Annotated in this window: 17 protein-coding genes and 1 pseudogene; 5 read left to right on the plus strand and 13 right to left on the minus strand. The window is 70.7% G+C overall.

Annotation, left to right across the window (positions count from 1 at the left end; translation table 11 throughout):
• Positions 1-12: 12 nt before the first annotated feature.
• On the plus strand, positions 13-462 hold the full coding sequence (locus ACIRO3_RS31165) for a helix-turn-helix domain-containing protein (protein ID WP_361783500.1): 450 nt from the start codon (positions 13-15) through the stop codon (positions 460-462).
• 125 nt (positions 463-587) lie between these two features.
• On the opposite strand, the gene ACIRO3_RS31170 is transcribed toward ACIRO3_RS31165, so the two are convergent.
• The 3 genes from ACIRO3_RS31170 to gdhA form a co-directional block, all read right to left on the minus strand.
• Positions 588-1,526: a thioesterase II family protein gene (locus tag ACIRO3_RS31170; RefSeq protein ID WP_404142370.1), complete on the minus strand. Its 939-nt coding sequence runs from the start codon at positions 1,524-1,526 to the stop codon at positions 588-590.
• The gene (locus tag ACIRO3_RS31175) at positions 1,523-2,881 is read right to left on the minus strand and encodes an AMP-binding protein (RefSeq protein WP_404142372.1); all 1,359 of its coding nucleotides are present in this window, start codon (positions 2,879-2,881) and stop codon (positions 1,523-1,525) included. The genes ACIRO3_RS31170 and ACIRO3_RS31175 overlap by 4 nt, the downstream gene beginning before the upstream one ends.
• A 208-nt stretch (positions 2,882-3,089) precedes the next feature.
• Positions 3,090-4,445 carry an NADP-specific glutamate dehydrogenase gene (gene gdhA, locus ACIRO3_RS31180; protein ID WP_404142374.1) on the minus strand — a complete coding sequence of 452 codons (1,356 nt, stop codon included), beginning with the start codon at positions 4,443-4,445 and terminating at the stop codon, positions 3,090-3,092.
• 235 nt (positions 4,446-4,680) lie between these two features.
• Here gdhA and ACIRO3_RS31185 point away from each other — a divergent pair, with 235 nt between their 5' ends.
• Positions 4,681-5,136 carry a DUF1772 domain-containing protein gene (locus ACIRO3_RS31185; protein WP_404142376.1) on the plus strand — a complete coding sequence of 152 codons (456 nt, stop codon included), beginning with the start codon at positions 4,681-4,683 and terminating at the stop codon, positions 5,134-5,136.
• A gap of 61 nt (positions 5,137-5,197) precedes the next feature.
• Here ACIRO3_RS31185 and ACIRO3_RS31190 read toward each other — a convergent pair whose 3' ends face one another.
• The 6 genes from ACIRO3_RS31190 to ACIRO3_RS31215 form a co-directional block, all read right to left on the minus strand.
• On the minus strand, positions 5,198-5,506 hold the full coding sequence (locus tag ACIRO3_RS31190) for a DUF1772 domain-containing protein (protein ID WP_404142379.1): 309 nt from the start codon (positions 5,504-5,506) through the stop codon (positions 5,198-5,200).
• Between the two features lie 188 nt (positions 5,507-5,694).
• Positions 5,695-7,254 (minus strand): FG-GAP-like repeat-containing protein, encoded by a 1,560-nt coding sequence (locus tag ACIRO3_RS31195; RefSeq protein ID WP_404142382.1) that lies wholly within the window; start codon positions 7,252-7,254, stop codon positions 5,695-5,697.
• A gap of 238 nt (positions 7,255-7,492) precedes the next feature.
• On the minus strand, positions 7,493-9,064 hold the full coding sequence (locus ACIRO3_RS31200; RefSeq protein ID WP_404142384.1) for an FG-GAP-like repeat-containing protein: 1,572 nt from the start codon (positions 9,062-9,064) through the stop codon (positions 7,493-7,495).
• Positions 9,065-9,153: 89 nt separating this feature from the next.
• Positions 9,154-11,607, minus strand: coding sequence for a trypsin-like serine protease (locus ACIRO3_RS31205; RefSeq protein ID WP_404142386.1), 2,454 nt, complete (start codon positions 11,605-11,607; stop codon positions 9,154-9,156).
• A 179-nt stretch (positions 11,608-11,786) separates the two neighbouring features.
• On the minus strand, positions 11,787-13,421 hold the full coding sequence (locus ACIRO3_RS31210) for a trypsin-like serine protease (RefSeq protein ID WP_404142388.1): 1,635 nt from the start codon (positions 13,419-13,421) through the stop codon (positions 11,787-11,789).
• A gap of 65 nt (positions 13,422-13,486) precedes the next feature.
• On the minus strand, positions 13,487-13,990 hold the full coding sequence (locus ACIRO3_RS31215) for a hypothetical protein (RefSeq protein ID WP_366148801.1): 504 nt from the start codon (positions 13,988-13,990) through the stop codon (positions 13,487-13,489).
• 410 nt (positions 13,991-14,400) lie between these two features.
• Between ACIRO3_RS31215 and ACIRO3_RS31220 the strand changes: the two genes are divergently transcribed.
• A complete protein-coding gene (locus ACIRO3_RS31220; protein ID WP_404142389.1) occupies positions 14,401-17,895 on the plus strand; it encodes an ALF repeat-containing protein in 3,495 nt (1,164 codons plus the stop codon).
• A gap of 26 nt (positions 17,896-17,921) precedes the next feature.
• Positions 17,922-18,233 (plus strand): hypothetical protein, encoded by a 312-nt coding sequence (locus ACIRO3_RS31225; protein ID WP_366148803.1) that lies wholly within the window; start codon positions 17,922-17,924, stop codon positions 18,231-18,233.
• Positions 18,234-18,669: 436 nt separating this feature from the next.
• Here ACIRO3_RS31225 and ACIRO3_RS31230 read toward each other — a convergent pair.
• The 4 genes and pseudogenes from ACIRO3_RS31230 to ACIRO3_RS31245 all read right to left on the minus strand — a co-directional run.
• A pseudogene (locus tag ACIRO3_RS31230) lies at positions 18,670-18,876 on the minus strand (restriction endonuclease); the annotation flags it as partial.
• A 403-nt stretch (positions 18,877-19,279) separates the two neighbouring features.
• Positions 19,280-19,963, minus strand: coding sequence for a 4'-phosphopantetheinyl transferase (locus ACIRO3_RS31235; RefSeq protein WP_404142392.1), 684 nt, complete (start codon positions 19,961-19,963; stop codon positions 19,280-19,282).
• Complete coding sequence (locus tag ACIRO3_RS31240) at positions 19,960-20,802, minus strand: metallophosphoesterase (protein ID WP_365999407.1); 843 nt, start codon at positions 20,800-20,802, stop codon at positions 19,960-19,962. Before ACIRO3_RS31240 ends, ACIRO3_RS31235 begins: the two co-directional genes overlap by 4 nt.
• On the minus strand, positions 20,802-21,590 hold the full coding sequence (locus tag ACIRO3_RS31245; RefSeq protein ID WP_365999408.1) for an alpha/beta fold hydrolase: 789 nt from the start codon (positions 21,588-21,590) through the stop codon (positions 20,802-20,804). The genes ACIRO3_RS31240 and ACIRO3_RS31245 overlap by 1 nt, the downstream gene beginning before the upstream one ends.
• Positions 21,591-21,857: 267 nt before the next feature.
• On the opposite strand from ACIRO3_RS31245, the gene ACIRO3_RS31250 reads away from it, so the two are divergent.
• Entirely contained in the window at positions 21,858-23,309 is a 1,452-nt protein-coding gene (locus ACIRO3_RS31250) for an APC family permease (RefSeq protein ID WP_404142394.1), read from the plus strand.
• The last annotated feature ends 46 nt before the right edge of the window (positions 23,310-23,355 follow it).

The raw sequence follows: 23,355 nt of genomic DNA on the forward strand, positions 1-23,355 counted from the left end.
ATGTACCGTGAGATGGTGGATGGAATCGAACTGTTCCTGCTGGGCAGGGCCTTGATGAAGCTCGGCGAGGAAGCCCTGCCCGAACCCCCGGGCGGATCCGGTCAGTACGCCGGCAGCACCCGCTCGGTGGTGATCGTGGCAGGGGACATCGCCGCGCATCCGGACACCACCGTCGGGGAGACCGCGCTGCGCACGGGCCTGCCGCAGAGCCAGGTGTCGGGCGCCGTGGCCCGACTGCGTGAGGTGGGATCGGTGGAGACCGCGCCCGATCCGGCCGACCGCCGGCGCACGCTCGTACGGCAGTCCCCCGAGGTCTCCGCGCGCGTGGCCACGGTACGGGCCGCCGGCGCCTCCAAGGTCGAGGAGGCCCTCGCCCGGGCGCTCGGCGAGGCCGAGGCGGAAAGACTGCCGGCGGTCACCGAGGCCTTGGAGGTGCTGGCCCGCCACCTGGTGCGGCCCTGACGGGCCGCGTCGGCGTCACCTCACTCCGCCGGCGCCGACCGTCCCGCCGGCGCCGACCGTCCCGCCGGCGCCGACCGTCCCGCCGGCGCCTACCGTCCCGCCGGCGCCGGCCGCCCCGCCGGCGCCTACCGTCCCGCCAGGGTTGTGAACGCCACCAAGTCCTCGGCGATCGCCCGGGACACCGCGTCCCGCTGCTCGTTCAGGTAGAAGTGCCCGCCGGGGAAGCCTCGGAAGGTGAAGGCGCCTGCGGTCGACTCCCGCCAGGCCATGGCCTCGGGCACGCTGACCCGGGCGTCGGACTCACCGGTCAACACGCTCACAGGGGTGCGCAGTACCGGCCCGGACACGTGCCGATGCGTCTCGACGGCGTGGTAGTCGCCGCGCAGCGCCGGCAGGATCAACGCGCGGAAGTCCGGATCGGCCAGCAACCTGGCGTCGGTGCCCGCGAGTTCGCCGACCAGGGCGATCAGCGCGTCGTCGTCCCGCAGGTGGACGCCCTCGGAGCGCTCGATCAGCGGCGAGCGGCGTCCGGACGCGATCAGACCGCGCGGGGGCGTGCCCGCGTGCTCCAGGCGGCGCGTCAACTCGTAGCCGATGAGCGCGCCCATGCTGTGGCCGAACAGCACCAACGGCCGGTCCAGCCAGGGCGTCAGCGCCTCCAGCAGCCCGTCGACCATGCCGTCGATGCTGCCCGGGACCGGCTCGCCGATGCGCTCCTGGCGCCCCGGGTACTGAGCGACGAGCACCTCGGCGCGCGGGGCCAGGGCCGCCGAGAACGGGTGGTAGTAGGCGGCGCTGCCGCCCGCGTGCGGAAGGAACACGAGGGTCGCCGAGGATCCGGAAGGCGACTCGGGACGGAGCGATCCGGGCTGGACCGACCCGGGGTGGGGCGATCCGGGGTGGGGCGATCCGGGGTGGCCCGGCCCGGGGTGGAAACGGCGCAGCCAGGGCGAACCCGTCCTGCGGTCGAAGACGGCGGCGTCGGCGGAGCCGGCGGAACTGACGGAACTGACGGAGCTGACGGAGCTGACGCGGGGGCCGGGGGCGGAAGGGGGAGTGGTCATCGCCGGTTCTCCGAGTCGTTCGTCAGCAGCAGCTTCTTCTGCGGCTTGCCCATGGCGTTGCGCGGGATGGCGGTCACGAAGCGGACCTCGCGGGGGCGTTTGTGCACCGACAGGTGCGCGGCGACGAAGTCGGTGAGTTCCGTACCGGTGACGCCCTGGGCGACGACGAAGGCCACGATCCGTTGGCCGAGGTCCGTGTCCGGGAGCCCGACCACGGCCGCCTCGCTGACCTTGGGGTGGTCGAGGAGGGCGTTCTCGATCTCGCCCGCGCCGATGCGGTACCCGCCGGACTTGATCAGGTCGATGGAGGCCCGGCCCACGATGCGGTGGACCCCGTCGGTCTCGTCGACGGCGGCGATGTCGCCGGTGCGGAACCATCCGTCCTCGGTGTACGCGGCCGCCGTCGCCTCGGGACGGCCCAGGTAGCCGGAGAACAGCGTCGGCCCGGTGAGCTGGAGTTCCCCGATCTCGGCGCCCGGTTCGGCGGCGATCCGGGTGCGGACGCCGCGCAGCGGGGTGCCGACGGTTCCGGGACGGACCTCGCCGCCGGCCCGGCCGCTGACGGTGATCAGGGTCTCGGTCATCCCGTAGCGCTCCACCGGCCGCAGGCCGGTCAGCTCCTCCAGGTCCCGGAAGACCGGCGCGGGCAGGGCGGCGCTGCCGGAGAGGAGGAGCCGGGCGCGGGAGAGCGCGGCGGCCTCGGCCGGGGAGCGGGCGATCCGTGACCAGACGGTGGGGACGCCGAAGTACAGGCTGCCGGCGGCCTGCGCGTACGCCTCGGGGGTGGGGCGGCCGGTGTGCACGAGCCGGCTGCCGGTGCGCAGGGCGCCGAGTACTCCGAGGACGAGGCCGTGGACGTGGAAGAGCGGCAGGCCGTGCACGAGGGTGTCCTCGGCGGTCCACTGCCAGGCTTCGGCGAGGGCGTCGAGGTCGGCGGCGATCGCGGCGGCGGTGAGGACGACGCCCTTGGGGGGGCCGGTGGTACCGGACGTGTAGAGGATCAGCGCGGGGTCCGTCGCCCCGACCGCGGGCCCGGTGGGGGCGGCGGCGCGACGGGTGTAGTCCACGTCGAGGAGCGCGGCGCCGGAGTCCCGGAGGATGTGCTCGCGTTCGGCGGGGCCGGCGTCGGGGGGCAGCGGTACGAGGGGTACCCCGGCCAGCAGTGCGCCGACGGTGGCGGCGACGGTCTCCAGGGACGCGGTGGCGGTCACGGCGACGGCCGGTGCGCCGCCGGCGCCGATGTCGCCGGCGACGGCGGCGGCCGCGCCCAGCAGTTCCTCGTAGGAGGTGGCGCGGCCGGCGACGGTGAGGGCGTCGGGGCGGTCTCCGTACACGCCGTCCAGTGCGGTGAGCACGCGGCAGCTCCCTGGTGATCCGGTGGATGGTGGCAGGGTCAGGCTACGGGCCCGAGCGCGGCGCGGTGGCGAGGGGTTGCGTGCGTGAGCCGCTCGCGCCGTCGCGGCCCCCGAGGGAGCCGCGACGGCGCGGCGCGGTGCGGTGCGGTGTGGCGCACCGCAGGTGGGCTCAGATCACACCCTCAGCTCACACCCTCAGATCACGCCCTCAGATCACGCCCTGGGCCAGCATCGCGTCGGCGACCCGCTCGAAGCCGGCGATGTTCGCGCCCGTCACGTAGTCGCCGGGGGCGCCGTACCGCTCGGCCGTTTCGTGGGCGACGGCGTGGATCGAGCGCATGATGCCGGCCAGCTCGTCCTCGACGCGCTCCCGGCTCCACGACACCCGGCCGGCGTTCTGCGCCATCTCCAGGGCGCTCACCGCGACTCCGCCCGCGTTCGCCGCCTTGCCGGGGGCGAAGGCCACGCCCGCCTGCTGGAGGACGCGCACGCCCTCCGGGGTGGTGGGCATGTTGGCGCCCTCGGAGACCGCCTGGACGCCGCCCCGCACCAGGGTCAGTGCGTCCGCCTCGGTGAGTTCGTTCTGGGTCGCCGACGGGAAGGCGACGTCCGCCGGGACGTCCCAGACCCGGCCGCCGGGCACGAAGCGGGCCGAGGCGCCGCGCCGCTGGGCGTACTCGCTGACCCGGCCGCGTTCGACCTCCTTGATCTGGCGCAGCAGTGCCAGGTCGATGCCCTTCTCGTCGACGACGTAGCCCTGCGAGTCGGAGGCGGTGATCGGGTTGGCGCCGAGCTGCCGGAGCTTCTCGATCGTGTACAGGGCGACGTTGCCGGAGCCGGAGACCACGGCGGTCAGGCCGTCGAGGGTGGCGCCCTTCACGGCGAGCATCTCGGCGGCGAACAGCACGCTGCCGTATCCGGTGGCCTCGGGGCGGATCAGCGAGCCGCCCCAGCCCTGGCCCTTGCCGGTGAGCACGCCGGCTTCCCAGCGGTTGGTGATGCGCCGGTACTGGCCGAACAGGAAGCCGATCTCACGGCCGCCGACGCCGATGTCACCCGCGGGGACGTCGGTGTGCTCGCCGATGTGGCGGTGGAGTTCGGTCATGAAGGACTGACAGAAGCGCATGACCTCGGCGTCGGACTTGCCGTGCGGGTCGAAGTCGCTGCCGCCCTTGCCGCCGCCGATGCCGAGACCGGTCAGGGCGTTCTTGAAGACCTGCTCGAAGCCGAGGAACTTCACCACGCCGATGTCCACCGAGGGGTGGAAGCGCAGGCCGCCCTTGTACGGGCCCAGCGCGCTGTTGAACTCCACCCGGAAGCCGCGGTTGACGTGGACGCGGCCCCGGTCGTCCTGCCACGGCACGCGGAAGAGGATCTGCCGCTCGGGCTCGGTCAGCCGCTCGACCAGGGCCACCGCCGGGTCGGCGTACTGGGGTCGGGCGGCGAACACCGGGGCCAGGGTGTCCAGTACTTCGCGTACGGCCTGGTGGAACTCGGGCTGGGCGGGATTGCGGCGCTCGATGTCGGCCCGGAGCGCGTCCAGCCTGTCCTTGTGGTCCTTCACGAAAGTGATCCTCTCGGGAGTCTCAGGGTGGCCGTGCGGGGCCGGGAGCCGGAGCGTACCCCGCGTCCGGACGAGGTCAGGCAGGGGTTGAGCTGATCCGACAAGTCCGCCTGCTCGCGGGAATCGCCTGCGGCACGGTGTGACGTCGACCGTATGATCGGCCGCACATCGGAACGAGCCACACGACCGGGGGGCCTGCGTGGAAGCGGTACGGTACGCGTCACTGATTGCGGCGATGATCACGACGGGGCTGATGAGCGGTCTCTTCTACGGGTTCTCCGTGTCCGTCATGCCGGCTCTCAAGCGCGGTGACGACCGGATCGTCATCGAGGTCATGCAGCGCGTCAACGTCGCCATCCTCAACGGCTGGTTCCTGCTGGGCTACCTCGGCGCCCTGGTCTTCACCGGGCTCGCGCTGGGGCTGCACGTGGTGGACGGTCCCGACGGCGCACTGGTGCCGCTGATCGCGGCGTTCGTCTGCTACGTCCTGGCGATGGTCGTGACGGGTGTGGTGAACATTCCGCTGAACAACGCGTTGGAGAAGGCCGGCCCGGTCGACCGGATCGCCGACCCGGCCGCCGTTCGCCGCGCGTTCGAGCGCCCGTGGGTACGGGCCAACGTGTGGCGCACGCTCCTGTGCACGGCGAGCGCCGGGTTCCTGGCCTGGGCGCTGCTCGTCCAGGGCGCGTGAGCGACCGGACGCCGGCGCCTGTGCACCGAAGGTGGGCGCCTGAGGGCCACCAGCCACCGGTTCAGCGGGTCGTGATGGCGCGGCCGTACAGGATCAGCGCGCGGGAGAGCGCGGCCGTGCACAGCAGGCTGCGGATGATGTACGTGGTGACCCAGGCGCCCTTGGACTCGCCCACGATCGAGAAGTCGGTCAGTTTCGCGACGTCGCAGCCGGCGGCCAGGCCGTTGTTCAGCGGGATGTTCACCGTGAAGGTGATGATGAGGACGACGAGGTACGGGGCGGCGGCCGACGCGACCCACAGGGCGATGTCGCGCCGGCCGGATTCAGTGTCACGGCAGCAGACCTGGCACCCGACTCCCGTGGCGGCCAAGCCTTTTGACGGCTGATGGCCACAGGTGTGTGCCGCGACATTCACCGAGAGCCCGCAGATCAGCCCCCGGGAAGTACCGCTGGGGACTCACGATCCAGCTCGATTTCCAGTTCTGTGTCGCGCCTGCTCGCCTCTGCGTGGGATCCCGCTCTGCGGGTGGCCATCCACCTTGCTGCTCGGCGCTGTGTTCATGAGCCGGCGGGTACCGTGCCCAGGTCGGTCCAGCCCCCCTGGGAGGGGTCGCCGCCGTTGAAGGCGTAGACGGTGGTCCGGCCGTCGGGCTCTTGGACGAGGTAGTCGGCGTGGGTGTCGGCGGTGAGATCGGCGAGTTGGACGCGTTCGTGCGCTGTGGTCACGCCGGACGCGGTCTGGCCGACACCGCGCCAGCCACCGTGGCGGTCGCCGCCGCGGTTGAGGTAGGTCGTCAGGCTGCCGTTCGGGTTGACGGTGGAGTAGTCGGCCCGTCCGTCGCCGTCGAGGTCGGCCAACCGGACGCGCGCGCGGTCGGTGGTGGTGCCGGTGGCGATCTGACCCAGGTCGACCCAGCCGTCCGCCCCCGGGGTGTCGCCCCCGCGGTTGAGGTGGACGTTGACGGCTCCGGAGTCCGAGATCCTCCAGTAGTCGGCGCGTCCGTCACCGTCGAAGTCGGCGAAACGCACCTGCTGGTGCGCGGGCGTGGTGCCCCGAGCGATCCGGCCGATGCCCTCCCAGCCGTTGGGTCCGGTGACATCGCCCCCGCGGTTGAGGTAGGCGGTGACGGAGCCGTCCGGGGCGATGTACAGGTAGTCGGTGCGCCCGTCGCCGTCATGGTCGGCGAAGCGTACGCGGGTACGGTCCGTGGTGACGCCGGTGGCGATACGGCCGATGTCCTGCCAGGTCCCGGCGCCCGCTCCCCCGCGGTTGAGGCGGGCGCGGACCTCTCCGGAGTCGGCGACGGTCAGCTCGTCGGTCCGTCCGTCGCCGTCGAAGTCGGCCCACGTGACGCGTCCGGTGCCGCCCGACTCGGTGCCGGCCCGCGGAGCCGGAGCGGATCGGGTCCAGCCGTCGGTGACGGCCTGCTCCAGGCCCTGGTGATAGGCGGCGGCCATCTTGCGGTAGCCGGCGTCGTTGGGGTGCAGCCCGTCGGGCAGTTCTGTCGCGGGGTTCAGGCGCGGGGGCTCGACGTAGGTCAGGTGCCGACCGGTGGCGGAGCGGGCGGAGACCGCGGCCCGCACGGCGGCGTTGAAGGTGTTCGTACGCTCGTACTGGCCGCGCGTGTCGGGCAGCAGCCCCTGGACGATGACGGTGACGCCGGGCTTGTTCGCGTGGACGCGGTCGATGAGCGAGACCAGCTCGGCCGAGGCGCCCTCGGGTTCGGCGTTGTGGGAGTTGAGGTCGTTGATGCCCAGGTGCAGCAGGACGACGTCGGGTGCGGCGGCCGCCTGCCACCGGTCGATGTTGTCCCGGATCCCGCCAATGGTCCAGCCGCTGTGTCCTTCGTTGTCCGGGTCGACGGTGGTGCCGAACGAGCCGGAGCCGACGAAGTCGGCGGTGTAGCGGGACTGGCCGGCCATCAGATTCCAGAGCCGGGACCGGTATCCGGCCTCGTCGGAGCTGCCCGCGCCGGCAGTGATGGAGTCGCCCAGCGGCATGATCCTCACGAGCGGCGCGGCCGGCTGCGGGGCCGCGGCGGCCGGTGTGACGCCCAGGCCGAGTGCGCCGGTGACACCTGCGGTCAGGACCAGGGCCAGGGAGGTACTGCGTCGCATCGTCGTGCTGTCCTTCGGGGGTGAGGGCGGTGCACGACACGAGACGTGAGCCGTGCTGATGTAGGGGTGGGGCGAGCCGGGAGAGGGGCGCAACGGACGCCGCCTCCGGTTCCCCGCAGGGGAACCGGAGGCGGTCGATCACGCTCGGTCGATCACGTCGATCACGTCGATCACGTCGATCACGTCGAGCCGTACTGAACGTCCCTCCCGGCGGGGCGGGAGGAGCGGGAGCCCGGGGTCAGGAGCCGCTGGCGACCTTGCCGAGGTCGGTCCAGCCGTTGCCCTTGTCGCCGCCGTTCCACGCGAAGACGGACGCGCTGTTGCCGGCGCCGGCCAGTACGTAGTCGGCGTGGGTGTCGGCGTTGAAGTCGACGAACTGTACCCTGGTGTGATCGTTAGTCAGGCCGGTCGCGATCTGACCGACGACCTGCCAGCCGGTGTTCGGTACGACGTCGCCGCCTCGGTTGAGGTAGAGGTCGACCTTGCCGTCGGGCTTGATGGCGAAGTAGTCGGCCTTGCCGTCACCGTCGTTGTCGGCGAAGCGGACCCGGTTGCGGTCACTGGTCGCGCCCGTGGTGATCTGGCCGAGGACCTGCCAGCCGTTGTCCGGGACCACGTCGCCGCCCCGGTTGAGGTAGGCGGTGACGGCGCCGCCGTCGTTGAAGACGAGGTAGTCGGTGCGGCCGTCGCCGTCCCAGTCCGCGAAGCGGACCTTGCTCGCGTCGTTGGTGACACCCCGGGCGATCTTGCCGGTACCGTTCCAGCCGCCGCGGCCGTCGCCGCCCCGGTTGAGGTAGGCCTCCACGGATCCATCGGTGTTGATGACGATGTAGTCGGCCTTGCCGTCGCCGTCCCAGTCCGCGAAGCGGACCCGGTTGCGGTCGGCGGTCACGCCTTCGGCGACCTTGCCCAGGCCCTGCCAGCCGCCGCGGCCGTCGCCACCCCGGTTGAGGTGGACCTCGACGCTGCCGCTGTCGGCGACGTTGATGTAGTCCGGCTTGCCGTCACCGTCCCAGTCCGCCCACCGGATCCGGCCACTGCCACCCGCCTCGTTGACCGCCGCCGACCGGCGCAGCGCGATGGTCTGGGCGATCCACGGCGCGAGGTCGTCGACGCGGGCGGAGACGGCTCCCGTACGGGTCTCGGCGGAGCTGTTACCGAGGCAACCGCCTTGCCAGGAGCGGCTGTTGACGGCGACGAGTTCGCCTGCGGCGTTGAGGAGCGGGCCGCCGGTGTCGCCCTTGCAGAGAACGTCGGAGCCCTTGCCCGTGAGGGCCAGGGTGGTGGCGTCGCTGCTGTTCAGGGTGAACGTACCGGTGTGCGGCTTGCCCGGGACCCACTCCGTCTTCGTACGCCCGAAGCCGGCCGCGGTGAGGTCGGTACCGGCCCCCGGGGCCTTGGCGGCGACCTTGGCGGTGACCGCGCCCCGCGCGGGCAGTGCCAGCCGGGCCAGGACCAGGTCGCGCTCCGAGCGCGGTGCGAGCTCCGTGACCTCACGGGTGTCCCCACCGGCCAGGGTGACGGTGGCCTTCACCGCGGGCTTGCCGGCGGCGACCGGCTGACCCGCCGTGCCGGCGAGGCAACTGGCGGCGGTGGCGATCCACCACTCGTCGATCAGGGTCGCGGTGCAGGCACGGCTGTCGGCCTCGTCGCCGACGTTCAGCTTGAGCACGGCGGGGTGCTGTCCGGCGGATGCCTCGGCGCCGGTGAGGGCCTGCGCGGGCAGGGCGGACGCGATGCCTAGGGTGACCACGGTCGCGGTCACGAACAGGCCGGACATCCGCGTCGAGCGCGGACGGAGAACAGACATGGAAGTTCCTTGGGGAGAGCGGTGTGCGGGGCGGCGCGCAGCCGGGCAGCGGACGCCGCCGCAGAGGGGCACGTGCGGGAGCGGGGGGACTACTTGGTGGCGCTCGCAGTGATGTCGGTCGGGCCGGTGAGGGCGCCCGGGATCTGGCGGAAGGGGGTCCAGGTGTCAGTCGTGGTGTCGAGCGTCGTGCTCTGGACCTTGCCGCCGGCGCCTATGGCGTACACATGGACGTTGTTCCCGGCGGTGGCTTCGGCGAGGCGGGTGAGGCCGGTACCGCCGGTCCTGGTCCAGTCGGGGTTCCAGTGCCCGGCCGTGTAGTTGCCGAGCTGGTACCACAGGGCGTTGTCGGAGCCGATGACACCGAGGTGGACGTTGTCGCCGACGATGCCGGCCGCGATGTCCTTGACGCCGGTGATCCCGCCGGTCAGCTCGCCCCAGACGGTCCAGTTCCCGGTGCGGGTGTCGAGGTCGTGGCCGAGGACCTTGCCGTTGTTGACGGCGTAGACGCGGACCTGGGTGCCTGCGCTGACGCTGGTGATGCCGGTCAGTCCGGTGGTCGTACCGACCCTGTTCCACTGCGTGTTCCAGCGGCCCGCGTCGTAGTTGCCGATCTGGGAGTACTGGCCGCCGTCGCTGCCGATGATCTGCAGGTGGGTGTTGTTGCCGACGAGCGCGGCGGTGATGTCCTTGACGCCCTCGGCGCCGCCGGGGACGAGGCTCCAGGCGGTCCACGTTCCGGTGCGGGTGTCGAGGTCGCGGCCGTACACCTTGCCCGCGGCGACACCGTAGTAGCGGACCACGTCGCCCGCCGTCACGCTGGTGAGGTGGGTGACCTCGATCCCGCCGACCTGCGCCCACTGGGCGCCGAACTGGCCGGTGACCAGGCTGCCGTTCTGGGAGTACATCGTGCGGGTGCCGCCGGCGGCCAGGGCGATCTTCGAGGGGGCGACGGACACGGCCGCGGCCACGTCGGTGGTCCCGGAGATGCCGCCCTGGAGCTCCTTGAACGCGCTCCAGGTGTTGCCGGTGGTGTTCAACGTGGCGGTGTTGACCCTGCCGTCGCCGCCGATGGCGTAGACCTCGACACCGCTGCCGTGGGGAATGCTGGTGACGTTGGTGAAGCCGGCACCGGCCGTCTTCGTCCACCGCTCATCCCAGTGGCCGGCGTCGTAGTTCCCGTACTGCGTGTACAGGGCCCCTTCGACTCCGACGATCTGCACATGGACGTTGTTGCCGACGGTGGAGGAGGCGATGTCCTGCGCACCCGCCGCGCCGCCGGGGATCTCGCCCCACGGGGTCCAGCTGCCATTGAGGGTGTTCAGATCACGGCCGAAGACCTTGCCGCCGCTGATGGCCAGGACCCGTACGGTCGTGCCCGCCGCGGTGCTGGTGACACGGGTCAAGCCCGAGGAACTGACGGCCGTCCACCTGTCGTTCCAACGGCCCGCCTTGTAGTCGGCGACCTGGGAGTACAGGTTGCCCTCGGATCCGACGATCTGGACGTGGACACTGGTGCCGACCAGCGCCGCGGAGATGTCCTTCGCACCCGCCGCGCCGCCGGGGACCTCGCCCCAGCCCGACCAGGTGCCGGTTCGCACGTCCAGGTCCTGGCCGTAGACCTTGCCACCCGCGATGCCGTAGGCGCGGACGAGTTGACCGTCACGAACGGTGCTCACCCGAGAGATGTCCTGGCCGTTGACCTTGGCCCACGAGGTGCCGTACTCCCCGTAGCCGAGGTCGCCGAACTGCGACCACATGACCCCGCCGCCCCCGGCGAGCAGCGACACCTGACCGGCGGTGCGCGGGGCGATCGCCTGGTCGATCCACTGCCCGACGTCGTCGATCCGGGCCGCGATGGCACCCGTGCGGGTCTCGGTGGGGTTGGTGCCGAGGCAACCTCCTTGCCAGGAGCGGCTGTTGACGGCGACGAGTTCGCCTGCGGCGTTGAGGAGCGGGCCGCCCGTGTCACCCTTGCAGAGGACGTCGGTGCCCTTGCCGGTGATGGCAAGCGTGGTGGCATCCGCGGAGTTCACCGTGAAGCCGCCGGTGTGGAGCTTGCTCGGCACCCACTCGGTTGCCGTCCGGCCGAAGCCTGCGGCCGTCACGTCGCCGCCCGCCGGCGGAGCGGCGCCGGCGCGCTTGACCGGGGCGATGCGGGTGACGGGGGCCGCAAGGCGGGCCAGCACGAGGTCCCGGTCGGAGGCGCTCGCGGAAACCTCGACGATCCCGCTGTTCCGACCGTCGCTCAACGTCGCGGTGGTCTTCAGAGCGGGCGCCCCGGCGGGCACCGCCGCACCCGGGGTGGCAGCGAAGCAGCTCGCGGCGGTCAGGACCCAACGGGCGTCGACGAGCGTGCCGGTGCAGGCGCGGCTCTCGGCCTCGTCGCCGATGTTCAGTTTGACGACGGCGCTGTGCGCGCCGGCTGTCGCCTCGGGGCCGGTGACCGCTTGGGCGGGGCCGGCCGAGACCAGGCCCGCGGCGACGGCGGTCGCCGTGACGAGCAGGCTGGTCACCCGCGCCGGGCGCGGAACAATCGTGGTCATGCGGAGCTTCCTTGGGGGAGTCGAGTGGGTACGCGCCGGCGCGCGAGACGTGCGGTGTGCGTGCGGGGCTGCCGCCGAAGGCAGCGGACCCGGGGGCGCGTGGCACACGGCCCCGCTCGCTCCGGGACGCTGGTCCTGGTGCGAGCGGGGCCGGCCGGACGGTCGATCCGGGCTGTCGGTCAGCCGTTCCAGGTGGGGGTCATCGCGAGGTGGCCGGGTGCTGCGGGCAGGCCCTGGAGGGCCACCGGCGCGGGGGAGACCCAGGTGCGGTCCGCGTGGCGGGTGGTGTGGAGCACCTTGCCGTCGGCGGTGGTCACGGCAACCTGGACCTCGCCGTTGACGGCGGCCGCGGAGACCGACTTCGCGGTCACGGTGCCCAGGACGTCCTTCAGCTCACCGAAGGGGGCCCAGGTGCCGTTGAAGTTGCGGATGGTGTGGTACTGGCGGGCGCCGTTGTCGGTGGCGATGACGAAGTGGGCCTCGTCGCCGCTGCCGGCGGCGCTGATCGCGGTGATGGGGCCGGTGTTGCCGGCGGCCTGGGCGACGTTGCCCCAGCCCAGCCAGTTCCCGTTGGTCTGGCGGATCGAGTGGTAGGCCTTGCCGCCGGAGACGAGGGCGACTTGGAGCTCACCGCGGATGCTCGCGGTGGCCGCAGCCGTCACGTTGCCGACGGAGCCGCTGGAGATGTCCTTGAACTTCGACCACCGGCCGTCCGCGGTGCGGACGGTGTGGAAGGCCTTGCCGTCGGCGACGGCGATGACGTGGAGGTCCCAGCCGGTGTTCGTGGCGGACACCTGGGTGAGGTTGCCGAGGGTGGCCGCCTGGGAGAACACGTCGCCGAAGGTGCCCCAGGTGCCGTCCTGCTTGCGGACGGTGTGGAAGAGCCCGCCGCTGTTGCTGATGGCGAGGACGTGGGTGTCGCCGTTCATGCCGACGGCCGCGGAGGACCTGATGCCGTTGAGGCTGCCGGCCTTGACCTGGACGTCGGTGAAGTCGGTCCAGGAACCATCGGGCATACGGACACCCTGGTAGAGGCTGCTGCCCGACTGCACCAGTGCCTGGGTCTTCCACCCCAGGGCGCGGGAACGGTACCCGTCGATCCACTCACGCAGGTCGTCGACGCGGGCGGAGACGGCGCCGGTACGCGTCTCGGTGGGGTTGGTACCGAGGCAACCACCCTGCCAGGAGCGGCTGTTGACGGCGACGAGTTCGCCCGCGGCATTGAGGAGCGGGCCGCCGGTGTCACCCTTGCAGAGGGCGTCGGTGCCCTTGCCGGTGATGGAGAGGCTGGTGGCGTCCGCGGCCGTGACAATGAAGGCGCCGGTGTGGGGCTTGGCGGGCACCCACTCGGTCTTCGTCCGCCCGAACCCGGCCGCGGTCGTGTCCGCACCGGCGGCGGGAGCGGTGGTGGCGCGCTTGACACCGGTGAGCCCGGTGGCCGGGGTGGCCAGGCGGGCGAGGACCACATCGCGATCCGTGCGCGGAGCGATCTCGGCGACCTCGACGGCCTTGTCGTCGCTGAGGGTCGCGATGGCCTTCAGTGCGGGCTTGCCGGCGGGGACCGTCTGACCAGGCGTGGTGGCGAAGCAGCTCGCCGCGGTCAGGACCCATGAGGCGTCGACGAGCGTGCCGGTGCAGGCGCGACTGTTGGCCTCGTCGCCGATGTTCAGCTTGACGACGGCGGAGTGCCTGCCCGCCGGAGATTCCGGGCCGGTGAGGGCATACGCGCTACCGGCGGGAAGGAGGCCGGCGGAGACTGCAGCCGCGGCTATGAGCAGGCCTGTCCGCGGGAGGCGCGAACGAAGTGCAGGCATGTGGTGCTTTCTTGAGAGCGGGACGTTGCGCGTGGGCGCGAGGGGCGTCGTGCGTGCGCCGGTGGTCAGCCGGTGACGCGGAGCTCGACGAGGATGGAGGTCGCGCCGGAGTCACCTGCTTCGCCGAAGGGCTTGTAGTCGTTGGCGGGGGCGTCAATCACGGTCTTGTCGTTGCCGTCGGTGGTGATGGTGGCCTTGACGGGGAAGGCCTCGGTCCAGATGCCGAAAGCGCTGGGGAGTTCGAGGGTGACGTAACCCTTGGGAGCATTGACGTCGAAGCAGTAACTCTTCTGACCGGTACGCGACTTGACCAGAATGTCGGGAGTGCCGGCCGCACAGTCGACGAGGGTGATGTGGCCGTCACCCCGCTTGAGGGTGATCTTCTGCTCGGCCTGAATCTTCGCCGCATCGGGGTAGGCGAAGTCTTCGATTGCGGCAGGCATGTCGGCGGCCGCCGAGGCGGCGGCCGTCTGCGGGCCGGCATAGGCAACACCGAGCGTAGTCACGGCGGTGAGGGCTGCTCCGGCGGCCACGATTCCGGTCAGAAATGCCTTGCGGGCACGAGTCATCGCTTCAGTCTTCCTTCTGGTTCAGGGCAGGGGAAGACACCAAACGGCCCCCCCGCTTTTCAAGAGTAAAGCATATGTAAGATCATCAGAGCATCCCCAACTCGCAGAGACTGAGGGCACTTCGACGCACTCGTCGGCTCTCACTCTGCCGCAACGGGGACTTCTGACGACAAGTCACCCCTCCAAGCGAGGCCGCACCGGTATCGCCGTCGAACATGCACGTGACCTGGGCATGGCAAACGTATAGGTGCGAACATTCCAACTGAACCAGGGGGAAGCAGTCGATGGCACGGCTATCACTCTTCAACGGGGCGTCACGCCTCAGAACCAGACGTCGCACTCACCCGAGTGCGTCGGTAGTACGCAGCGCCTGCAGCGCAGTCCTTCCCGCAGCTCTGCTGATCGGCCTCTTGGGGGCGTCACCTGCGGCGGCGGAAGACCTCGACGACGGGCTGCCCAGAGTCTCGGACCGCGGCCTGGTCGTCGACTACTGGAAGTCCGGCGGCGCCGGCATCAAGGAGGCGGCGGAGAAGGCACTTCTCGGGTCGGACGAGGACATCAAGAACTTCCTCGACGGCAAGGACGCCATCCAGTACGACGATGACTACATCGATGCCAGCCGTGTCCTCAACGCCGGTGGACCGGCTGTCCGGGCGGCGGCAAAGCAGGCGTTGAAGGGTACTCCCACTGACCTCCGCATGTTCCTGCGGAGCGGATGGCAGGGCCCACTGGTCGAGGACCGACAGGTCGAGGCCTCCCAAGTCATCAACTTCGGCGGTGCCGGAGTCAAGGAGGCGGGCAAGGCGGCACTGAAGGGCACTCCGGACGATGTCGCCCGGTTCCTGGAGTCGGGTCAATACGAAGAGCGTGAGACGGACAACGAGGTAGCCGTCTCGAAACTCGTCGCCACGGGCGGTCCCAACGTCAAGGCTGCCGCGAAGGTCGCCCTGCGGGGGACTCCGGACGACATGGTCGAGTTCTTGGAGATCGGCCAGTTCACGGCGCGCAACCGTGATCAGGAGTATGCGACCGTCGCGCAGCTCACCGAAGAGGCCAAGCAGGCAGGGCTGCAGGCAGAAGAGGCGACCAAGGCGGCAGAGGCTGCGTCCGCCCGTGCGATCGCAGCCTCTGCCCAGGCCAAGGAAGCCGCCCAGAAGGCCGCCCGTGAGACGCAGCTCGCCAAGAACGACGCAACGCGCGCGGCAGTGAAGGCGAAGCAGGCTGCCGACGCGGCGCGCGCGGCCGCCTCGGCAGCACAGCAGGCGATCACTTCGGCGAACGCGGCCAGTCGAGCCGCGCGTGTTGCGGCGCTGGCGGCGGCACAGACCGCTAACGCGGCCGCTTCGGCAGCGAACGCAGCCAACGACGCCTACAACGCGGCCATCGCCGCCGGCAATGACGCCACGCAGGCCGGCCGAGCCAAGGAACTGGCGGGTCTCGCGCGGGTGGCTGCCGGTCTGGTGGAGACCTCGGCCTTGGCCGCCGAGCAAGCGGGCAAGGCATCGCAAGCCGCTGGGCTCGCCGCGAAGGCCTCGCTGAGTGCGGGTGCCAACGCGAACGCTGCAGCCGATGCAGCCGATGAGGCCAACAACTATGCCGACGCAGCAGGAAATTCGTCTGCTGAGGCACGCAACGCAGCAGCCGAGGCACGTCGTCACGCGAACGCGGCCAACCGGGCCGCGAACAGCGCCTCGGCTCTCGCCCAACGTTCCGCCAGCGCCGCATTCGAAGCGCGCGACGCGGCGAGGAGCGCGGCCACACACGCCAGGAACGCTGCGAATGCAGCCGACGAAGCAGCCGCCCACGCCGGGCAGGCGGCGAACGCGGCGGCCGAGTCGAAGAGGCACGCCGAGGCGGCGAAGACTGCTGCGGACACCGCTGATGCTGCCGTGGTGACGGCCAAGAAGGTCTTCGGCATCGCGCGTGAGTCCGAAGAGGCCGACCTGGCTGCCCGCACAGATGCGGCCGTGGAGCGAGCGAGGTCACGGAAGTCTCAAAGCGAGGCGTTGGTGTCCGTCTCGGCCGCGCAGCAGCTCGATGGCCTCAATCTCGAGACCACGGCCGCGAGCCTGGCAGTCGAGGCGGCCAAGCCCGGCGTCGACGTCAAGGCCACGGCGGCCAAGGGCCGCGCTTTGGCCCTGCAGGCAATGAAGCTGCGCGGCCCTTGGAGCCAGGGAGCCGCGACCACTGCCCTGTCCGGTACCGACGCAGAAGTCTTGGACTACCTGCGGACCGGCTGGAAGAAGGCCAACCGGGACGAGAGCCGCGAACGGGTCTTCCAACTCAGCGGCCAGAGCCCCTACCCGTCCATCCGGGCGGCGGCATCCACTGCGCTGAACGGAACAGAACAGCAGATCGCCGACTTCTACGCGACCGGGCAGTACGCCGCAGGCGTCGACGACCTGAGTGTCGAGGTCTCCAAGTACAACAATGCGGGCGGCCCTGGCATCAAGGATGCCTCCAAGGCTGCGCTTGCAGACGGCAGTGGCAAGGCCCTTGCCACCTTCCTGAGAGTCACCCAGTACTCGGCGCGGAACTCCGACGAGCAGGTCATCGCTTCCCGACTCGTCAACAGCGGTGGGCCTGAAGTCAAGTCAGCGGCCAAGATTGCTCTTGCCGGACCGGCCGACCAGCTGCACGAGTTCGTGGCCGTGGGCCAGTACATGGCCGACCGAAAGGACAAGCTGGCCGATAACCACAAGAATCAGGTCGAGCGCCTGATCGCCGAAGGATCGGTGATTGCGGCCAAGGCCCAGCAGAACCGCTGGCGCGCCGCCGAAGCTGCGGCCAATGCCAATCAGGCCTCGGCCGACGCGAACGAGGCTTCGCGCCAAGCGGCAAAGTCCGCGGCCGACGCAAGCAAGTATGCTTCCGACGCCGCCACCTCCGCCACTGCCGCCGAGAAGAGTGCCGCTGCGGCCAAGAACTCGGCGGTCACCGCGCGAAACGCGGCAGCGGCCGCTGATCGCGATGCTGACGCTGCCCAAGAGTCCGCAGCCCAGGCCGCATTCTCCGCAGAATATGCGCGGACCTCGGCGATCAGGGCCAACGAATCCGCGACCTCTGCCCGCGAATCGGCCATAGCGGCAGGCAAGAGTAAAGATGAGGCCAACACTCTCGCTTCCGAGGCATGGGCGGAAGTCAAGACGAAGCGGGAGGCAGAGGAAGCACAGGCCCGTCGACAGGCCGAGGAAGCTCGCAAGAAGCAAGCCGAAGCGGAAAAGAAGAAGAGGCCCAAGTGCATCGTCCCCTTCAACCGGGACAGTGTGCCGCCCTGCCTCATGGGGGCTGATCCGGACGACGTCGTGTTCGCCACTCCCGATCCGGCGCTGGGCAAGCTCCTGGCCAAGGGTGCCTGGGAATTCATAGGCGCCGGCGATATCGAAAGGTGCATCAAGGAGCCCTCCTGGGGTGGCTGCACGATGGCCGCCGTCGGCGTCATCCCCGTAGGAAAGGCCGTGAAGGTCTTCAAGTGGGGTGCCGAAGGCGTCGAAGCCGCCATCGCCGCGTCCCGCTTCAAGAACGCTGCGAAGGTCGTACCCGATCCGAAGTTGCTGGATGAGCTCGCCCAGAACGGAACCAAGTTCACCCGTGAGAACGTGGTGGCGGCGGGTCGCACATCAGACGGAAAGATCGTTTTCCTGGAGTCCGGGGACGCGAATGCGGGTCTCGCACACGTGATGAAGCACGGAGATGAATTCGCCAACGCCGGCATCAGCGAGGCTGAGATTCCGTCGTTCCTCATCAAGGCCGTCACCGAAGGAAAGATCGTCGGATACCAGGGCAAGGGTAAGGGACGGCCGATCTACGAGATATCCTACGGAGGGAAGACTCATACCGTCGCTGTGACGACTGGAAGCAACGGGTTCATCGTGGGGGCGAACATGAGAGGCAGCGGATCCTGAACAGAGAAATCACGACCATTCGCGTCTTGGCAGACTATGAATGCCACCCGCTGTGGCTCATGGGCGCCAGAGCCGGTGACGTGGCGCCCGGCAGTCCCAGCCTGGGACTTTCGGCGCAATTGGCTGAAGCACTGGATGCCTGGGCAGATCGTTTCGACGCCACGTTGTGCGAGGACGACCCCAGAGAGTCCGGTTTTGACACCGAAGAGGCTGCGAACGAATTCGCGCAGACGGGCGAGACCCTTGCGCGGCAACTCGCGGTGGAATTGGGCCAACGTTGGAGAGTGATCTACTTCGATCGGCGCATCGATGCCGACAGGGAGATTCACGCTTCTTGACGCTGTCCCCGGGGGCAGCCCGTCGCTTTTGAACGGGCTGCCCCCGTTTTCATGCATGCCGTCGAAAAGAACCGACGAAGCAGCGGGACGACGTTCCTGAGACTGCCGTGAAACTCCACGGATTGAAGCCAACCCTTGGCAAACGTTCTGCCCGGTTCTCAACCAGGAGAGCGAACCGGGCTTCCTGGGTGGTGGGACGGCGCGCAGGAGCTCTCACAGAGGTCGGGAGCCGCCGGCCCATTGGGCGAGGAGATGGCGGTCGACGAGGTGGAGGTGCTGGGACTCGGCGAAGGCGAGCGCGGGTCCGGAGAAGCGGCCGGACATCGCCGCCGTGGACCTGGGGGTTCGGGGTGCCGATCGCGGATCCGGACCAACCGGCTTTGCGGTGCTTGCACTGGATCACCCAGCGTCGGCCGTAGGGGTCGGTGGCCTTCACGTCCGCGCCGTTGTCGCCCCGTCCACCGACCTTCTGCGCGTCGGCGCATCCGTCGCGGTGCATGAGGTCCCGGACGGCGAACTCGAAGTCGTTGTAGTGGAGGCCGTCGAGATGCTCGACGGCGTGGCGCAGCCCCCGGGCCCGACCCTGTTCCCATCGGGCCGCTTCTCGGCGTCGGCGCAGCCACAACCATCCGACGCCGACCATCGCCACCAGGATCAGGGTCGGGACCCACGGTGGGCGGCCAACCACGACAGGAGTGCCATGATCAGACTGAAGGCCACCGCGGCCGCCAGGCCGCGCATCCACGGCTCCCCCGAGCCGCTGTTCCCGCGACGCCGTGCGCTGCCACCGCGCCTGCGCCGCCGTGCGGGCGGGCGCCGGGTCACCGGCCGCTCGCCGTGTGGGGGGGGGAGGCGAGTGGAGGCCGCAGACGGCCCTCGACTTCGGTGCCGTCCGACTTCATGTACGTCGTGATCCAGGGCACAGCCGCATCCCCCTCGATGGTCGCGTTGCGCCTCCCCACGCAACCGGCCCACGAAAGCACCTGGCACTGACACTACGTCACCCGTGTTCACCAAGTGTGATCATCCGCTGATGCGACCTCACCTCAGGGCGGCGTGATCTCGCCTCGGGGCAGCGTGATCGCCGTGACGATGAGGCCGTTGCGGACCAGCCAGCCGCCGTCGAAGGAGTCGAGCCGGACCCCGTCGATCTCGGGGCCGGGCACCAGGAGCCGGGCGTGGAAGGTGGACCAGGCCGGGTCGACGGTGATCTCCGCGTCCTGGAAGTCCAGCCAGCGTCCGGTCAGCGGGTACCAGACCTTGTACACGCTCTCCTTGGCGCTGAAGAGCAGCCGTTCCCACTCCACCTCGGGGCGGCGGGCGGCGAGTTCGGGCAGCCAGGCGCGCTCGCCCGCGACGGTCACCAGGTCCGCGACGCCCCGGCTGCGCAGCGGCAGGTTGGGTTCGGCGTCGATGCCGAGCGCGGCCACCCGTCCGGCGGGCGCCACCACGGCCGCCCGGTAGCCCGTGCAGTGGGTCATGGCGCCGACGAATCCGGCGGGCCAGCGGGGCGCCCCCTTCGGGTCGCGCAGGATCGGCGCGGGGGCGACGCCGAGCTTGCCGAGGGCTTCGCGGGCGCAGCGCCGTACGGTCGCGAACTCCCGTCGGCGGCCGTCCTCGGCGCCCGCGACCAGGAGTTCCTCCTGCGGGTGGAGGTCGGCCAGGGCCCCGGGGTCGTCTCCGAAGGACTCCACGGCGGCGGCGGCGGGGGTCAGCAGTTCCTCGATCATGTGCGCTCCGCGAGGATCCGTACGGCGCCCGCCGGGGCGGCGGCGCGTTGCTTCCACTCCCTGGGGTAGCCCAGGGAGACCTCGTGGTGGGGGATCCCGTCCTGGTGGATCAGCCGCGGGATGTGCAGGTGCCCGTAGACCACGGCCGCGGCCCGGAAGCGGACGGGCCAGTCCTCGGTCGCCTCGGTTCCGCACCACAGCGCGAACTCGGGGAACCGCAGGATCCGGGTGGGTTCGCGGACCAGCGGATAGTGGTTGACCAGCACGGTCGGCAGGTGGGCGGGGATCTCGGCGAGCCGCGCGGCGGTGTGCGCGACGCGTGCCCGGGACCACGCCTGGCGGCTGGGGTAGGGGTCGGGGTGCAGGTAGAACTCGTCCGTGCAGACGACCCCGGCCCGCTCGGCGATGTCCATGGCCTCCTGCCGGGTGCGTGCTCCGGCGGGCCGGAACGTGTAGTCGTACAGCAGGAAGAGCGGGGCGATCGCGACGGGGCCGCCCGTTCCCTCCCACACCGGGTAGGGGTCCTCGGGGGTGGTGACGCCCAGGCGTCGGCAGATCGCGACGAGGTGGTCGTAGCGGGCCTGGCCGCGCAGTTGGACCGGGTCGGCGGCGGTGGTCCACAGTTCGTGGTTGCCCGGCGCCCAGATCACCTTGGCGAACCGGTCGCTCAGCAGCCGCAAGGTGTCCTCGAAGTCGACGGTGGACTCGCTGACGTCCCCGGCGAGCAGCAGCCAGTCGTGTTCCGTCTCGGGTCGCAGACCGTCGACGACCTTCTTGTTCTCGTCGTGGCGGACGTGCAGGTCGCTGATGGCCAGCAGCCTGCCGGGGCCGGTCGGCATCAGGCGGCCCCCAACGCGCTCGCGCCGCGACGGCGCAGTGCGGAGCGGATCACGGCGGCCACCTGGGGAACGCTGTGGTCGAGGTAGAAGTGCCCGCCGGGCAGGATCCGTACGTCGCTGCCCGCGACGGTGTGCACCCGCCAGGCGGCCGCGTCCTCGACGGGGACGACGGGGTCGCGGTCGCCGACGAGCACGGTGAACGGCACGTCGAGGGGGCGGCCGGGCTGCCAGACGTAGGAGCCGATGGCCTTGTAGTCGGCGCGCAGGGGCGGCATGACCATCTCCAGCAGGTCGGGGTCGTCGAAGACCTTCCCGACGGTCCCGCCGAGCGTGCGGATCATCGCGATCACCTTCTCGTCGGTGTCCAGCCGGTCGCTGGCGCTGCCGTGCGGGGTCGGGGCGAACCGGCCGGACAGGAACAGCCGCTCGGGGGCGGGCAGTGCGCGCCGGTCGAGTTCGCGGGTCAGCTCGTACGCGAGCACGGCGCCCATGCTGTGCCCGAAGAAAGCGTACGGTCGATCGTCGCCCCGGCGGCCCGGCCCGGCGGTCAAGGTGGCGGCGAGTTCGTCGGCGAGCGCGGTGACGAGACGGCCGATGTCGTCCACGGCGGGTTCCATCCGGCGGTCCTGACGGCCGGGGTACTGCACGGACATGACGTCGAACTCGGGGGTCAGCTCCTGCGACAGCGCGAGGTAGGCGCTGGCCGCGCCGCCCGCGTGCGGAAAGCAGAACAGGCGCGTGTCGCTGTCGGACGCGGGGCCGAACCGTCGGAACCAGTCATTGGCCATGTCTTCTCTCCTTCAACATCCTGTCGAGTCGACTTCCAGAGTCTGTCGAGCCGGTGGACCGCCGGTCGAGAGGCCTTGGACGGGTACTACAGGCACCCCCACAGCCTGGGCGAACGTCGTGCCGGAGCGGGCGGTGGGCCGGGGGTTACCGCGCCGTGAGACGGCGTGGCGAGACTTCCAACCGTTTCTCGCCACTCCCCACCGAACACTGAGCGGTCCCCTTTCCGCTCTCCTCATCCCCCGCTCCCGCCCTTGGAGGCGCGCCCCATGTCCAGCACGGAAACGGAACCCCGGCAACTGTCCCGGGGCCAGATCGTCGGTCTGGCCGTCGCCAGCATGATTCCCGCGGTGGGTCTCGCCGCGGTGCCCGCCCTGATGTTCGTCTCGGCCGGGAACGGCAGTTGGCTCTCCGCCCTGCTGTCGGCCGCGGTGACCACGTTCGTCGGCCTGTCGGTCGTCACCTTCGCGCGCCGGCACGTCGCCAACGGCTCGCTCTATTCCTACCTTTCGCTGGTCTTCGGCCCCTGGGCCCGGCTGGTGGCCGCGGCGGCGCTGCTGCTCGGCTACGCGGCGATGATCGCGGGCATCACGATGGTCATCGGGGTGTACGTCGGCAGCTTCCTGTTGTCCCGGGGGTACGCGGCCGGGCTGGAGGTGCCGGCGCAGCTCGCGGTGTACGCGGTGGCGCTGTTGATCGCGGTGCTGTTCGCGCGGCGCGGTGTCGACCTGTCGGTGAAGGCGGCGGTGGTGTTGATGGCCGTGGCGATCCCGGTGGTCGGCGTGGTCGTGGTGGCCGGCGCCGGCACGACCGGGCTGCACCTCGCGGAGCAGTTGTCCTTCGAGGGCGGGTTCTCCTTCAGCGGGGTCTTCCAGGGCATGGCGGCCGGGGCGACGTTCCTGATGGGTTTCGAGAGCTGCGCCGCGCTGGCGCGGGAGACGAAGGACCCCAAGCGGGACGTGCCGTTCGCGGTGCTGGGCATTCCGGTGCTGCTCGGGGTCGTGTACCTGGTGGCGACGGTGCTCCAGGTGCCGGGGCTGTTCGCGGCGGCGGACGACCTGGCGGCGGGCATGTCGCCGGCGGCGGCGCTGGCGTTGAACGCGGGGCTGGGCGAGACCTTCGCGAGCGCCACCGACCTGGTGCTGGCGGTGGCGACGTTCGCGGGTCTGATCGGGTTCGTGAACTTCGGGTCGCGGTTCGTGGCGACGCTCTCTGACGACGGTCTGTTGCCGCGCCGGGTGGGGCGTGCGCACCCCGAGCACGGGTCGCCGACCGTCGCGGTGACCGTCCTGGCGGTGATCGGTTTCGCGGTGCTGGCGGTCGCCGTGCTCGCCTACCCGGACTCGCTGCTGTCGGTGTACTCGGCGTTGGCCACCCTGATCGTCTACCTGTGGGTGTTCCCGTACGTGCTGATCTGCGCGGCGCACGTGGTGCTGCTGGTGCGCGAGCGCGCGGTGAAGCCGCTGTCGTACCTGACGGCGGTGCTGGGGGCGTCGGCGATGGCCTGGGTGTACCTCAACGGGTGGGTCAACCCGCCCGCCTCGCCGGTGGACGCCATGTCGTACGTGGCACTGGTGCTGATCGGGGTGACCGTGCCGGCCCTGGCGTGGGCGCGGCGCAGTGCGCTGCGGTCCGCGCGGGAGACGGCCGGGGCGGGGGAGGTCCGGGAGGCACGTGTCGAGGCGGTGGCGGAGCGGCTGCCGGACTCGGCGCGCGCCTGACCCGGGGGTACGGCCCGGGCGGCACTTCGACGACAGGGCCGAGGCC

The organism is Streptomyces sp. NPDC102278, assembly GCF_044766345.1.
Taxonomy (GTDB): Bacteria; Actinomycetota; Actinomycetes; order Streptomycetales; family Streptomycetaceae; genus Streptomyces.